10 protein-coding genes are annotated in these 14,147 nt (G+C 73.2%); 2 read left to right on the plus strand and 8 right to left on the minus strand.

What is annotated here, in order from left to right; all coding sequences use genetic code 11:
* Positions 1-25: 25 nt before the first annotated feature.
* The 7 genes from DB32_RS20045 to glgB form a co-directional block, all read right to left on the minus strand.
* The gene (locus tag DB32_RS20045) at positions 26-937 is read right to left on the minus strand and encodes a C-type lectin domain-containing protein (protein ID WP_169791493.1); all 912 of its coding nucleotides are present in this window, start codon (positions 935-937) and stop codon (positions 26-28) included.
* Complete coding sequence (locus DB32_RS20050; protein ID WP_053234233.1) at positions 937-2,676, minus strand: serine/threonine-protein kinase; 1,740 nt, start codon at positions 2,674-2,676, stop codon at positions 937-939. The genes DB32_RS20045 and DB32_RS20050 overlap by 1 nt, the downstream gene beginning before the upstream one ends.
* A gap of 15 nt (positions 2,677-2,691) precedes the next feature.
* Positions 2,692-3,495 (minus strand): hypothetical protein, encoded by an 804-nt coding sequence (locus DB32_RS20055; RefSeq protein WP_053234235.1) that lies wholly within the window; start codon positions 3,493-3,495, stop codon positions 2,692-2,694.
* A gap of 99 nt (positions 3,496-3,594) precedes the next feature.
* Positions 3,595-4,218 (minus strand): LuxR C-terminal-related transcriptional regulator, encoded by a 624-nt coding sequence (locus DB32_RS20060; protein ID WP_083457528.1) that lies wholly within the window; start codon positions 4,216-4,218, stop codon positions 3,595-3,597.
* 81 nt (positions 4,219-4,299) lie between these two features.
* Complete coding sequence (gene mazG / locus DB32_RS20065) at positions 4,300-5,148, minus strand: nucleoside triphosphate pyrophosphohydrolase (RefSeq protein WP_053234239.1); 849 nt, start codon at positions 5,146-5,148, stop codon at positions 4,300-4,302.
* Positions 5,145-7,595: a DUF3536 domain-containing protein gene (locus DB32_RS20070; protein WP_053234241.1), complete on the minus strand. Its 2,451-nt coding sequence runs from the start codon at positions 7,593-7,595 to the stop codon at positions 5,145-5,147. The genes mazG and DB32_RS20070 overlap by 4 nt, the downstream gene beginning before the upstream one ends.
* Before the next feature lie 101 nt (positions 7,596-7,696).
* The gene (gene glgB, locus DB32_RS20075) at positions 7,697-9,607 is read right to left on the minus strand and encodes a 1,4-alpha-glucan branching protein GlgB (protein ID WP_053234243.1); all 1,911 of its coding nucleotides are present in this window, start codon (positions 9,605-9,607) and stop codon (positions 7,697-7,699) included.
* 418 nt (positions 9,608-10,025) lie between these two features.
* Here glgB and DB32_RS20080 point away from each other — a divergent pair, with 418 nt between their 5' ends.
* Together DB32_RS20080 and DB32_RS20085 are read left to right on the plus strand one after the other, a co-directional pair.
* The gene (locus DB32_RS20080) at positions 10,026-11,102 is read left to right on the plus strand and encodes a hypothetical protein (protein WP_053234245.1); all 1,077 of its coding nucleotides are present in this window, start codon (positions 10,026-10,028) and stop codon (positions 11,100-11,102) included.
* A gap of 25 nt (positions 11,103-11,127) precedes the next feature.
* Complete coding sequence (locus tag DB32_RS20085; RefSeq protein WP_053234247.1) at positions 11,128-12,018, plus strand: serine/threonine-protein kinase; 891 nt, start codon at positions 11,128-11,130, stop codon at positions 12,016-12,018.
* A gap of 9 nt (positions 12,019-12,027) precedes the next feature.
* Here DB32_RS20085 and DB32_RS20090 read toward each other — a convergent pair whose 3' ends face one another.
* Complete coding sequence (locus DB32_RS20090) at positions 12,028-14,046, minus strand: monovalent cation:proton antiporter family protein (protein ID WP_053238877.1); 2,019 nt, start codon at positions 14,044-14,046, stop codon at positions 12,028-12,030.
* Positions 14,047-14,147 lie beyond the last annotated feature (101 nt).

A 14,147-nucleotide genomic window follows, 5' to 3' on the forward strand; every position in this document is an offset into this window, starting at 1 on the left:
CGCTGTGGGCGCGAAGGGCGGCGGCTCAGCGCTCGCAGACGTGCGCCTGGAGCTCGCGGCAGCGTCGCAGCGCCCAGCCGTCGGTCGTCGGGTCGTCGAGCACGCAGTGCGCTTGAGGGTTGCCGCTGGGCTCGCCGGGGCCCCAGTGGCGGTGCGAGGACGAGCTTCCGTCGACCCACGTGAAGATGTCTTCGACCGTGAGGTCGTTGAGGCCCGTCCAGTACGTCGCGCCGCCCGCGAGCGTGCGCACGAACGCCTCTTCGTCCGGGCCGCCGATGCTCACGAGGTGCCCGCGCCACGCGACGCACGCGGCCTCGGCGGTGGACCAGTCGTGGGTCGCGCTACGGAAACTGTAGCAGTGCCCCGACCACTCGGCGCCATCGCAAGCGTCGGGCGGCGCGCCGGCATCGACGCCGATCCCGCCGTCCTCCGCGCCGGCGTCCTCGGTCGTCGTGCCTCCGTCGCCGTCGGGCGGAACGCCCGCGTCCTGCATGCCTGCGTCGTGCGTCCCGGCATCGCCGGTCTCGACCGCGCCGGCGTCGCGATCGGTGCACGTGCCATCGACGCACGCGCTCGCCGCGCACGCGGCGGTGGGGAGCACGCGCTCGAGCACGAGCTCGACGCGCTCGCCCGCGCGGAGCGGGAGATCGCGCTCGACGCAGCCGCGCACCAGGGGACGGCACTCGGCATCACGCACCTCGGCGGCGAAGCCGTGGAGGCCGCGGCCGACCTGCGGTCGCGGCCCCGGGCGATCGGGCGCGATCGACTCGCGATAGACGAGCACGCCCTCACAGCCGCCGCGGCGCACCGTGGTCTCGATGACCGCGGCGCTCTCGAGCGCGCTCGGATCCGCGCTCCGGATCTCCCACGGCACTTCCTCGGTGCGCTCGCACGCGAGAAGCAGGATCGCGACGAGGAGGGCGAACGTGGCGCGCATCATTCCGCGAGCTCGACGCGCAGGCGGGCGAGCTGGCCGCCCACGATGCGAACGGCGGCGCGCCGCTCTTCGCCGCCGCCTCCCGGGCGCAGCACGAGCGTGTGCCGACCGACCGGCAGCTCGAAGCGGCCCGGCGTGTGACCCAGGCGACGTCCGTCGAGCCACACCTCGGCCCAGCCGCCCGGCGTCGCGACGTCGAGCGAGCCCACGCCGGAGCCGTCGTCGTCTCCGTCGGCGACGGCGCGTGCGGCGATCCGCGCGGCACGCGGCGCGGCCTGACGGACCGCAGTGACCGCCGTCGCGGGCGCGGCGGGGCGCTCGGCCGTGACCATCGGCGCGGCCTCGGCGGCGGGCGGTGTCGGCGCGAGCGCGGGCGTGCTCGGCACCGGCGTCACGTCGATCGGCGGCGCAGCAGCGAGCGGGAGCTCGACCGCAGGCGCCGGCGCGTGCGTCACGGGCGGTCGCTCGGTCGTCCCGACCGAGGTCGTGTCGCGGCTCGATCCGCGCGCGAGCTCCCACGCCGCGGCGCCTCCGCCGATCGACATCAGCAGCCCGACGCCGACGCCGAGCAGAATCCATCGCGCGCGCCCTCGCTGGGCGCGTCGCTGGATCATCGACTGATCGTCGAGCTCGACGCGCGCGCTCCCGGTCGCGGCGGGTGCGGGCGCGGTCAGCTCGGCCTCGCGCTGCGGCGTGAGCGTGTTCCCGCCGGTGAGCGCCTTCTGCAACCACGCGTGGTACGCGTCGCGCTCGCCGGGCATGAGCTCGTCGAGCAGCGCCGCGACGTCGCTCGCCTCGAAGCCGCCCTGCGCCGCGAGCCACGCCTCGAGCGCGTCCTGCATCACCTTCGCGGTCGGCGTACGGCGCGCGAGATCGTGCTTGAGCGCGGCACGCGCGATCTGCTCGAGCGCTTCCGGCGCCTGCGGTCGCACGCTCGCGAAGGTCGGCACCTTCTCCTTGAGCACCGCGAAGATCGTCTCGCTCTCGGTGTTGCGCCGGAACAGCGGGCGCCCCGTGAGCAGCTCCCAGAGCACCACGCCGAGCGCCCACACGTCCGCGCGTCGATCGACCTTCGCCCCCTGGAGCTGCTCCGGGGACATGTACGCGAACTTGCCCTTCACCGTGCCGGTGGTCGTGTGATGCAGCCGGTGCTTCGCGCTCGCGACGCCGAAGTCGACGACCTTCGCCGTGCCCTCCCACGTGACGAAGAGGTTGTGCGGCGAGATGTCGCGATGGACGATCAACATCGGCTCGCCTTCGTCGTCGGTCAGCTCGTGCGCCGCGTGCAGTCCCGCGCACGCGCCCGCGACGATTCGCGCGACGCAGCGATGCCAGCGCGGATCGATCAGGAGCTGCGGCTTCTTCTTGAGCCTTCGCAGCAGCGTCACGACGGGCTCGCCCGCGAGCAGCTCCATCGCGAGGTGGAACGTGCCGTCGGCCTCGCCCCACTCGAGCACCTCGCACACGTTCGGGTGCTTGATGCGCGCGCTGATGCGCGCCTCGTCCACGAACATCTCGACGAATGCGCGCTGTCGCGCGAGGTGCGGATGGACGCGCTTGATCGCGCGCACCGCGCCCGGCGAGGTCTCGCCCTCGGACACGCCGAGGTAGACGCTCGCCATGCCGCCGCTCGCGATCTCGCCGCACACGCGATAGCGGCCGACGGTCGGTGGAGGCGCGGCCGGCGCGGGTTGCGGGATCGCGATCTCGCGGAGCTCGTCCGAGGCGGCCGGCGTCATCACAGCGTCCTCACGTCACGGCACCAGGGTCGGTCCGCCGAGCGTCGTGCTCGGCTCCGTCGTCGCGACCACCGCCACCACGGCGACGATCACGCCCACGACGACCGCGGCGGAGCCACCGCCGACGAGCCACCACGCGGTGGAGTCGTCGCTGCCGCCGCTCGGCGCGGGCGGCGGCTCGGGCACGATCAGCGCGCCGGGCTCGACGCGCGAGCGCTCGCTCGCGAGCACCGCACCGCCGGGGCCGATCGCCTCCGCGTACCAGAGCACGGTCTCGCCCGGCGACGCTTCGACCGCGATCGCGCCGCCATCTCCGCGCCGCCACGCGTCCTCCCCGTCGCGATCACGACGCGCCCAGGCGCGGAGCCCGCGCACGAGATCCGCGCCGTGCTCCTCGGCGCGCGCGCGGACCTCGACGCCGGCGCCCGTCGGCACCGCATCGGCGCGGAGCGTGGGTGGCTGCACGTCACCGCGTGCGCGCTCGAGCGCTTCGTGCACCGGCGGCGGCGCGGACGCGGGCAGCGTGACGTCGGGATCGAGCGCGACGAGGCGCGCGAGATCGGCCTCCATCGCGCGCTGCTCGCCGAGCGCGAAGTGCACGGTCGCGCGATGCGCGTAGAGACGCACGAGATCGTCGCGGGTGAGGTCGGACGCCGACTCCGCCTCTTCGAACGCCGCGAGCGCGCTCGCGAAGTCGGCGTTCTCGACGTGTTCGATCGCTTGATCGAGGGCGCTGCCGTCGGCGCGCGCGGGTCTCGGATCGAGCGCCCAGACGAGGAGCGCGAGCACCAGACCGGCGCAACGGAGCGGTGGCAGCATCGCACGGTAGAACTGTCATTCCACCAGCGATCGAAGTATCCGGGAGAACCCGTACACCCCGCGCGTGTGTCCGCGCTCGAGGTGGCGCTCGCGCGACGATCAGCGATCCGGCGAGAGCAGACCCGCTTGCAGCGCGAGGCGCACGAGGTCGGCGCGGCCCTTCACGCCGAGCTTCTCACCGATGCGCGCGCGGTAGGTCTCGATGGTCTTCGTGCTCACGTCGAGCGCCTCCGCGATGTCGCGATGCGCTTCGCCGCGCGCGAGGCGCGCGAGCACCTCGCGCTCGCGAGGGCTCAGCGCCGCGAGCGGATCGGGCTCGCCCGATCCCGGTCGAGGCAGCGGTCGCGTGCCCGCGCCGAAGAGACCGGCGTCGGTCGCTTCGTCTTCGACCTCGAACTGCATCTCGACGGTGCCGACGCGGATCTTGTCGCCGTCGTGCAGCAGATGCGCGCCGCGGATCTTCTCTCCGTTCACGCGCACGCCGTTGCGGCTCGCGTCGTCGGAGAGCTTCGCGCCCTCTTCGTCGACGCGGATCGTCGCGTGTCGACGCGAGACGGACTCGTCGGTGAGCTGGATCTCGCAGAGCGAGTCGCGACCGACGCGCGAAACCCCCGGGTACAGGCGGATGCGCTGCGGACCGAGTCGGATCACGTACGCGGGCACAGCGAGCAGCATAGACCAGCCCGCGCCAGCAGTGTGCGTTCGTTGCGCGAACAGCGACATGAGCTGGATGCTTCCGCCCACGATGCGTGTTCACGTCCTACGTTCGGGGATGGGACGTTCGCGTTCGGAGGCTGAATGGCCTCAGCGGGCGCGCGCCTTCACGCGTCGCCACAGCGCGTCGAGCTCGTCCGCGCTGCGCTCCGCGAGCGGGCGCCCTTCTTCGTTCGCGATGCGCTCGGCGTCGCGGAAGCGATGCGTGAATCGATCGAGCGCGCCGCGCAGCGCGGCCTCGGGGTCGATCGTCTTCTTGCGCGACCAGCTCGCGAGCGCGAACAGCAGATCACCGAGCTCCTCCTCGGTGCGCGTCGCATCGCCCGATGCCGCGGCCTCGTCGAGCTCCGCGAGCTCTTCGTCGATCTTCGCGCGCGCGCCCTCGGCGTCGGGCCAGTCGTAGCCGACGCGCGCGGCCTTGTCGCCGACGCGCACCGCGCGCAGGAGCGCGGGCATCGCGACGGGCACTCCGTCGAGCGCGCCCTTCGGCTCGCCCGACGCGCCCTTCTCACGCGCCTTGTCGCGCTCCCAGCGCTCGAGCACCTCTGCGGGCGTCGACGCCTGCGCGTCCCCGAACACGTGCGGATGACGGCGGATCATCTTGTCGCTGATCGCGTCGACCACGTCGTCGGGGCCGAACCATCCACGCGCGCGCGCGAGCTCCGCGAGGAAGACGATCTGCATCAGCAGATCCCCGAGCTCCTCGCGCAGCGCGTCGGGCGACGCGCGATCGATCGCGTCGACGACCTCGTGCGCCTCTTCGATCACGAAGGGACGCATCGTCTCGAACGTCTGCTCGCGATCCCACGGGCACCCGCCGGGCCCGAGCAAGCGCCGCATCACCGCGACGAAGCGCGGCAGCGCGGCGCCGATCTGCGCCTCGAGCGGCGCGGCCGCGGGCACGCGCAGCGCGTCGTCGTCCTTCTTCGGATCGCTCATCCGTCGACCTTCACACCGAGCTGCGCGCCGAGCTCCGCGAACGCGCACAGCCACGCGTCGTTCTCGGGGCGCTGATCGGGCCCGAGCGCGCGACGGCGCGCGACGTACACGGTCTCGCGCATCGCGTAGAAGCGGTTCTGCGCCACGGCGGGCGCATAGCGCAGCTCGGCTTCGCCCGCGAACGCGGCGATCGCGCGGATGCGCTCGAGCAGCTCGCGATCGTCGGGGTCGCGCTGGAGATCGCAGAGCAGCTCCTCGAGCGACGCCTGCGCGGCGAGCCCGAGCTCGTCCCGCTGCACCACGATGCCCGCGTCGCGCGCCTCCTGGAGCAGCGCACGCGCGCCCTCGAGATCCACGCCGGCGCCGCGCTCGAGCTCGCGCCGCAGCCGCGCCGTCAGCGTGTACTCGGCGGCCTGATGCAGCGCCTTCGGCACCGGCTGACCGAGGCTCGCGAGGTAGCGCATCAGCGGCGCGAACTGCGCGTAGATCTGCTCGTAGTCGCGCTCCACGCCCTCGAGCGTCGACGCGAGCACCTCGTCGAGGATCTTCTTCTGCTCGTCGCGGAAGAGCGTGCGCAGCGTGTACGTCGCGTTCGGGAACGAGCGCTCCAGCGCGCGCAGCACCTCGGCGATGTCGGCGCGACCGAACGCCGCGCGCAGCGCGTTGTGCAGCGACGCGTGCGCGGCGTCGCCCTGCCACGCGCGCACGCCGCCGCTGAGGTTGTGATCGCCGAGGTGCACCACCGCGTACTCGAGATCCTCGCTCGCCTGGGTGACGCGCGAGCGCACCTCCATGCGGCCGATCGACATGCGCGCCTGACCCGCGCGCGCCTCTTCGCGATCCGTCACGTCGACGTCGAACCCGAACACGCGCTCGCGCGCCCGGTACTCTTCGAACAGCGAGCTCGCTGCGAAGTGCGCGCCGACCTTTCGCAGATCGACCATCGCGGGGCGCACGCGCTCGACGTAGATGCGCTCGCCGTCGCCGAGCTCGGGGCGATTGCTGCGCGCCCGCGCGAGCCGCGCGAGGAAGCCCGCCTCGAACTTGTCGCCGGCGATCTCCGTCGCGAGCTGCACCGCGCGCGCCGCGTAGAGGATGCACTGCACGGTCTCGAGCCCGCCGAGATCGTCGAAGAACCACGCGCAGCTCGTGTACATGAGCATCGCGTGGCGCTGCATCTCGAGGAGCTCGAGCGCGCGCACGACCTCGCGCGGCGAGAGCGCGCCCTCGGGCCGCGGCGCGCCGTGCCTCCCGAAGAAGCGGCGCAGCGCGTCGTCGCCGCGATCGAGCACGACGTCGACGTAGTCGTCGCGCGCCGCCCACGGGTCGCGCAGCAGGCCGAGCGCCTCGCGCTCGTACACCTCGACGAGCTGATCGCGCAGCCAGTCGAACGCCGCGCGCAGCGGCGCGCGCCACGCCTGGCTCCACTGCGGCGGACCGCCCGTCTTGCACCCGCAGTCGGCGCGCCATCGCTCGACGCCGTGCGCGCAGCTCCACGACGTGTTCGGGACGATCTCGGCCTGCCACTCGGGCGGGTGGCGATCGAGGAACTCCTCGTACGTCGTGAGGCGCACGTCGGGATCGCGCTCGATCGTCTGCAGCGCGTACGCGAGCGCCATCTCGCCGAAGCGGTGGTGGTGCCCGTAGCTCTCGCCGTCGGTCGCGATGTGCACGAGCTGCGGCTCGACGCGATCGTCGAGCACCGACGCGAGCCGCCGCGCGAAGGTCTTGCCGTCGTCGAGCAGTCGCTCGAACGCGACCGCGCGCGACGTCGGGCCGTCGTAGAAGAAGACCGCGATCGAGCGCCCGCTCGGCAGCGCGACCTCGTACGCGCGGCGCGTGTCGACGCGCGAGCCGCTCACGTCGAGCCACGTCGCGGAGCCCTTCGCGCGAACGCGGCGGCACTGGTTCGGCGCGAGCACGGTGAAGCGGATGCCCTGTTCCGCGAGCGCCTCGAGGCTCGCGACGTCGGCCGCGGTCTCGCTCAGCCACATGCCGCGCGGCGCGCGCCCGAAGCGACGCTCGAAGTCGCGCACGCCCCAGATCACCTGCGTGCGCTTGTCGCGCTCGTTCGCGAGCGGGAGGATCACGTGCCCGTAGACCTGCGCCATCGCGGAGCCGTGCCCGCCGCGCAGCTCGCGCGCGCGGCGATCGGCGGCGAGCACCGCGTCGTAGACCTCGGGCTGCGCCTGCTCCATCCACGAGAGCAGCGTCGGCCCGAAGTTGAACGAGATCGAGGCGTAGTTGTTGACGATGCGCTCGATGCGCCCGTGCGCGTCGAGGATGCGCGCCGCGGCGTTGGGCCCGTAGCACTCCGCGAACACGCGCTCGTTCCAGTCGTGGAAGGGGTACGCCGAGTCCTGCCGCTCGACCGCCTCGAGCCACGGGTTCTCGCGGGGCGGCTGGTAGAAGTGGCCGTGGATGCAGATGTATTTGGGGCCGCTCATACGATCACCGACGGCAGCCCTTCGGGGCGCGACGCTCGTGCACGGAGCGAGACATACGCACGCCGGTGGCGCTCGATCGGCTCATGGGTCGATCGACGCGATCAAGACGTCGGGCCTCGGAGCATCACGCACGCGAGCGGCGGCAGCGTGAGCTCGACGTGGTGCGACATCCCGTGCAGCCCGCCGGGCTGCGCCTCGACGCCCCCGAGGTTGCCCACGCCGCTGCCGCCGTAGATCTCGGCGTCCGTGTTCAGCACCTCGACCCAGCGTCCGCCGCGCGGCACGCCGAGACCGTACCCGTAACGGACCACCGGCGTGAAGTTGAACGCGCAGAGCACCTGCGCCTCGTGCTCGTCGCCCAGCCGCAGGAACGACACGACGCTGTGCTCGGCGTCGCTCCCGTCGATCCACTGGAACCCGCGGGGCTCGCAGTCGAAGCGGTACATCGCGGGCTCGCTCCGGTAGAGCCGGTTCAGATCCGCGACGAGCCGGCGCAGCCCGGCGTGCGGCGGCTCCTCGGCGAGGTGCCAGTCGAGGCTCGTGTCGTGATCCCACTCGCGCCACTGGCCGAAGTCGCCGCCCATGAAGAGCAGCTTCTTGCCGGGCTGCGCGTGCTGCCATCCGAAGAGCAGGCGCAGGTTCGCGAACTTCTGCCAGCGATCGCCCGGCATCTTGTTCAGGAGCGAGCCCTTGCCGTGCACGACCTCGTCGTGGCTCAGCGGGAGCACGAAGTTCTCGTTGAACGCGTAGAGCGCGCGGAACGTGATCTCGTTGTGGTGCCAGCGGCGGTGCACCGGGTCGTGCGAGAGGTAGCGCAGCGAGTCGTGCATCCACCCCATGTCCCACTTGAGCCCGAAGCCGAGCCCGCCGACGAACGTCGGGCGCGACACCATCGGCCACGCCGTGGACTCCTCCGCGATCGTCTGCACGCCCGGGTGCTCGCGATACGCGTGCTCGTTGAGCTGCTTGAGGAACGAGATCGCCTCGACGTTGTCGCGCCCGCCGTGCGGGTTCGGGATCCACTCGCCCTCGGACCTCGAGTAGTCGAGGTACAGCATCGACGCGACGCCATCCACGCGCAGCCCGTCGGCGTGGTAGCGGTCGAGCCAGAACATCGCGCTCGAGAGCAGGAACGAGCGCACCTCGAGGCGGCCGTAGTTGAAGATGAACGAGCGCCAGTCGGGGTGGAACCCCTTGCGCGGATCGGCGTGCTCGAAGAGGTGCGTGCCGTCGAAGTAGCCGAGCCCGTGCTCGTCGGTCGGGAAGTGCGCGGGGACCCAGTCGAGGATCACGCCGATGCCGCGCTGGTGCAGGTGATCCACGAGGTACATGAAGTCCTCGGGCTTCCCCTGGCGATGCGTGGGCGCGAAGTAGCCGGTGACCTGATAGCCCCACGAGCCGCCGAACGGGTGCTCCATCACGGGCATCAGCTCGACGTGCGTGTAGCCGTGCTCGACCACGTAGTCCGCGAGGCGCGGCGCGATCTCGCGATAGCCGAGCATGCGATCGCCCTCTTCGGGCACGCGCGCCCAGCTGCCGAGGTGCACCTCGTAGATCGACATCGGCGCGTCGAGCGCGTTGCCGCGCGGGCGCGCGTTCATCCAGTCGTGGTCCTCCCAGCGATGGTGGAGGTCCCACACGATCGACGCGGTGCTCGGGGGGCACTCGTGGAGGAACCCGAACGGGTCCGCCTTGTCGACGCGATAGCCGCCGTGGCGCGACTGGATGTGGAGCTTGTAGAGCGCGCCCTTGCCGACGCCGGGCGCGAAGGTCTCCCAGACGCCCGAGCTGCCGCGCGCGCGCATCGGGTGCGCGGCGGGGTCCCACCCGTTCCAGTCCCCGACGAGCGAGACGCGCTCGGCGTCGGGCGCCCACACCGCGAAGAACGTCCCGGACACACCGCCGACCACGCCTGGATGGGCGCCGAGCTTCTCGTAGAGGCGCGCGTGCGTGCCCTCGTTGAACCAGTGGAGATCGTCGTCGGTGAGCAACGAGGGGAAGTCCGCGGCCATGCGGGCGCCTTCATATCGCGAATCGTCCTCCACGACATCACCACCCGATCACGCACGCGCGGCGTCGAGCGGCCGCGAGCACGCGTGAAACGATCGGGCGAGCCCCGACACGCGGCGGCAGGGTCCCTGCGAACCGCAGGAGCGCTCCCGACACGTGTCCGGCCGCTCCCTGCGAATCGCCGGAGGGTCGCCGCCGCGCGTCCGGGCACGCCTCGCGGATCGCAGGAGGCTCGCCGCCGCGTGTCCGGGCGCGCCCCGCAGATCGCAGGAGGGTCGCCGCCGCGCGTCCGGGCGCTCCCTGCAGGTCGCAGGAGGGTCGCCGCCGCGTGTCCGGGCGCTCCCTGCGAATCGCAGGAGCGCTCCCGCCACGTGTCGGGGGCCCTCCGTGGGACCCGCGATCTCCGTATGCTTCGCGGCGATGGCGCGCGGAGAGCCGGGCAAGGTCGGACCACGAGGGGCGGGGCTCGCGATCGGGGCGATCTTCGGCGCGCTGTGCCTCGCGTCGTTGACGCTGGTCGCCACGTGCACGCGCTCGTGCACGTCGTGCGTGCCGAGCGCGATCGCGCCGGTCCCCGCGGCGAGCGAGCCCTTCGCGGGCGCGGCCGCGGCGATCGAGGAGCTCGCGTGGCGCGACGCGACGCGCGCGCGTCCCGGGTACGCCATGCCCGCGGTGCCCGACGCGCACGCGGCGCGGGTCGCGCTCGAGGACACGCTCGCGGCGCGCGGCTACGTGCAGGTGCAGGTCGCGGACGACGCGCGCGGACGGTCGCTTCCGTTCGAAGCGGCGATCGGCGCGCTCGAGGGCGCGTGCGGGATCGTCGCGGTGCTCGGCGTGGGCAACGCGAGCCTGCTCGCGGTGGACGGGCCGGCGGGCGCCGTCGCGGCGTCGGATCCGAGCGTGGTCGCGATCGCCGCGTGCGGCGCGACGTCGGTGCGCGCGACGGGCACCGGGATGGCGACGATCGCGGCGTGGCAGCTGCCGGGGATCACGCCGTCGGACGTGAGCGCGACCGGGCTCGGCGCGGAGATCGTCCTCGCGCACGCGGAGGCCGAAGCGCTGTGGCGCGCGCGCGGGTGGGAGCCGCGCGACGAGATCGTGCAGGAGTTCCACGCGGCGCGGAGCACCGGGTTCATCAGCCCGCCCGCGGGCGTCGCGCCGACGAGCGGCTGCGTCGCGTGGGTCGGCGTCGCGATCGGCGCGGGACGCGCCGAGACGATGTCGCGCGGGACGCTGCTCGGGCGCGACTACGCGCGCGATCGCGCGCTCTTCGGCGCGGTCTCGTGCGCCGCGTCGTCGGGCGTGCCTGCGACGTCGACGAGCCTCACCGACGAGCACGCCGACGGCTACGTCGTGCACTGGCGCGCGTGGGGCACGAGCGGCGCGGGGCCGAGCCGCTCCTCCGTCGCGGTGGCCCCGACCGCGGGCTCGCTGCGCGTCGTCGACGTACGCGGCGCGACGACGCCACCGCCCTTCCCCGCGGCCAGCGCGCCCTGACGCGCGCGTGTACTCTCTCTCCTCGATGCCCGACGAGATCGCGACCGGCACGCTCGTCGGCGGTCGTTACCGCATCGAGGCGCGCATCGGCGAGGGCACGATGGGCTCGGTGCACCGCGCGACGCGCGAGCCCGACGGGCGCGCGGTCGCGATCAAGATCATCCCCGCGAGCGCGGCGACCGAGGAGCTCACGAAGCGGCTCGAGCGCGAGGGCCGCGCGCTCGCGGCGCTGCGCCATCCCCACGTGCTCGAGGTGTTCGATCTCGGCGTCGATCCGCTCGGCACGTACCTCGTGACCGAGCTCGCGACCGGCGTGTCGCTCGACGACATGCTGCAGCGCGCGCGGCTCGCGCCCGCGCTCGCGCTGGCGATCGCGGATCAGGTGATCTCGGCGCTCGCCCACGCGCACGAGGTGGGGATCCTCCACCGAGACGTGAAGCCCGGGAACGTGATCGTCGGCGAGGGCCCGGGCGGCGCGCCGCACGCGAAGCTGCTCGACTTCGGGCTCGCGAAGTTCCACGACCGCGTCGCGTTCGGCGCGGAGACGACGCTCACGTCGCGCGGGACGTTCGTGGGCACGCCCGCGTACGTCGCGCCCGAGCAGGTGTTCGGGCCGAGCGTCGACGCGCGCAGCGACGTGTACTCCGCGGGCGTGCTGCTCTTCGAGCTGCTCACGGGGAGCTGGCCCTTCGTCGCGGAGGAGGTGGTCGACGTGCTGCGCGCGCACGCGCTGCAGGCGCCGCCGGCGCTGTCCGCGATGCGCGACGACGTGGTGTTCCGCGAGGAGCTCGAGGAGCTCGTGGCGCGCGCGCTCGCGAAGAACCCCGGCAAGCGCTTCGCCGACGCGCGCGAGCTGCTCGCCGCGTTCCGCGCGCTGCCGAGGCCCGCGTTCTGGTCGCTCGACGAGATCCGTTGATCGACGTGATCAAGGCATCTCGGCGGACGCTTCCTCGCCGTGCGAGAGCACGTCGCCCGCGGCGCGCACGGCCTCGGTGGTCCCGACGACGAAGAGCACGTCGCCGTGGTGCAGCGCGGTGGTCGCGAGCTCGCGCGCGTCGACGATGCCGCCGTCGCGCCGCAGCGCGAACGCGGTGACGCCCGAGCGACGGCGCAGATCGAGGTCGACGAGCGTGCGCCCTTCGGCGTGCGAGCCCGGGTGGATCTCGAGGCTGTCCACCTTCATCTTCGAGAGCTCGGCGGACGCGCCGAGCACGTTGCGCGGGAGCGTCGAGGAGCGCCGCGCACAGTCCTCGGGGAGCTCGCTGCGCGCCTCGCGGAGGCGCGCCTCGATGACGTTGCGCGGCACCTCGAGCCGGCGGAGCACGCGCGCGACGATCTCGACGCCGGTCTCGACCTCGTCCGAGACGACGTCGCTCGCGCCGCGCTCCTCGAGGCCGGCGCCCTCGCGCACGTAGTGGGCGCGCACGAGGATCGGGACCTTCGGCGCGATCGCGCGCGCCGCGGTGACCGCGCGCCCGACCGCGGAGGGATCGGTGCCGACCAGGACGAGCGCGCTCGCGGAGGCGAGGCCGGCGTGCGCCAGCACGATGCGGCTCGTCGGCTCGCCGTAGACGACGGCCTCGCCGCGATCACGCGCGGTGCGCGCGCTCTGCGCGTCGGAGTCGATGACGACGTGCCCGATGCCGCACCGCGCGAGCGCGTCCGCGACGAGCCGGGCGCCGAGGCCGCTGCCCGCGACGACGACGTGCCCGGAGCGCGTGGGGCAGACCTCGAGCTCGCGCAGCGGACGCGCGCGCAGCAGGCGCGCGAACGGCGCGAGCGCGCGCTCCGCGGGGATGCGCGGCGCGAGCCCGGAGAGCACGGGCGTGAGGAACATGCTGAGGATGCCGGCGCCGAGCAGGAGCTGGGTGTCGTGGGGCGCGATCACGTTGCGCTCGAGGCCCACGTTCGCGAGCACGAAGCCGAACTCGCCGAAGTTCGCGAGCCCCACGCCGGCGAGCCACGCAGCGCGCGCAGGGAACCGCATGACGAGCGCGGCGAACGTGGCGATGACGAGCTTGCCCACCACGAACGCGAGCAGGAGCAGCGCGATCACGAGCGGGTGCTCGAGCACGACCTCGACGTCGAAGAGCATCCCGAGCGAGACGAAGAAGATGCTGACGAACGCGTCGCGGAGCGGCAGCACGTCACCGAGGGCGCGATCGCCGAAGTCGGTCTCGGCGAGCATCATTCCCGCGAGGAACGCGCCGAGCGCGAGTGAGAGCCCGGCGAGCGACGTGAGCCACGCGGTGCCGAGACAGAGCCCGAGCACCGCGAGCAGGAAGACCTCGCGGCTCCCGCTCGCGTCGACCCACGCGAGCGCGCGCGGCACGAGCCAGCGCGACACGAGCAGCACCGCCGCGACCAGCACGCCGGCCTTCACGAGCGCCCACGCGATCGCGACGGTGGCGTCCATCGCCTCGCCGCCGCGCGCGAGCACCGGCACGACGAGCACCATCGGGACGACGCACAGATCCTGGAGGATCAGCGCGCCGACGACGAAGCGCCCGTGCTGCGCGTCGAGCTCGCGGCGCTCGGTGAGGGCGCGAAGCACGATGGCGGTGCTCGAGAGCGCGAACACGAACCCGAAGAGCACCGCCGCGGCTGCGTCGTGCCCGAGCGCGCGCGCGATCACGAACGTGACCGCGATCGTCAGCGTCACCTGCAGCACGCCGCCGACGGCTGCGTCGCGCAGGATCGCGCGGAGCCGCGCGAGCGAGAGCTCGAGGCCGATCGAGAAGAGCAGGAACATCACGCCGATCTCGGCGAGCGCCGCGATCGCCTCGGTCGAGGCCACGAGCGCGAGGCCGCGCGGCCCGGCGAGCGCGCCGGCGACGAGCAGCCCCGCGACCGGCGGCAGCTTCAGCTTCGCGAGGAGCACCGACACCAGGACGCCGAGGCCGGCGACGAGCGCGAGCTGATCGAGGTGAGGGATGTGCTCCATCGCACCGCCGGGCGCGTCGATCGCTCGCAGTGCGAGCTCGGTGTCGCGGCTGGAGCGTGGCAGACGGCGTGCCCGGGTTCGTGGGGCCTCGGTCCACGACG

It is taken from the genome of Sandaracinus amylolyticus (genome assembly GCF_000737325.1).
Classification (GTDB): Bacteria; Myxococcota_A; Polyangia; order Polyangiales; family Sandaracinaceae; genus Sandaracinus; species Sandaracinus amylolyticus.

Bases quoted from the DNA above. Each gene is read 5' to 3' on its own strand.
- glgB (WP_053234243.1), bottom strand. From the start codon at position 9,607: ATGGCCGCGGACTTCCCCTCGTTGCTCACCGACGACGATCTCCACTGG.
- DB32_RS20050 (WP_053234233.1), bottom strand. From the start codon at position 2,676: ATGACGCCGGCCGCCTCGGACGAGCTCCGCGAGATCGCGATCCCGCAA.
- DB32_RS20085 (WP_053234247.1), top strand. From the start codon at position 11,128: ATGCCCGACGAGATCGCGACCGGCACGCTCGTCGGCGGTCGTTACCGC.
- mazG (WP_053234239.1), bottom strand. From the start codon at position 5,148: ATGAGCGATCCGAAGAAGGACGACGACGCGCTGCGCGTGCCCGCGGCC.
- DB32_RS20045 (WP_169791493.1), bottom strand. From the start codon at position 937: ATGCGCGCCACGTTCGCCCTCCTCGTCGCGATCCTGCTTCTCGCGTGC.
- DB32_RS20090 (WP_053238877.1), bottom strand. From the start codon at position 14,046: ATGGAGCACATCCCTCACCTCGATCAGCTCGCGCTCGTCGCCGGCCTC.
- DB32_RS20070 (WP_053234241.1), bottom strand. From the start codon at position 7,595: ATGAGCGGCCCCAAATACATCTGCATCCACGGCCACTTCTACCAGCCG.
- DB32_RS20080 (WP_053234245.1), top strand. From the start codon at position 10,026: ATGGCGCGCGGAGAGCCGGGCAAGGTCGGACCACGAGGGGCGGGGCTC.
- DB32_RS20060 (WP_083457528.1), bottom strand. From the start codon at position 4,218: ATGTCGCTGTTCGCGCAACGAACGCACACTGCTGGCGCGGGCTGGTCT.
- DB32_RS20055 (WP_053234235.1), bottom strand. From the start codon at position 3,495: ATGCTGCCACCGCTCCGTTGCGCCGGTCTGGTGCTCGCGCTCCTCGTC.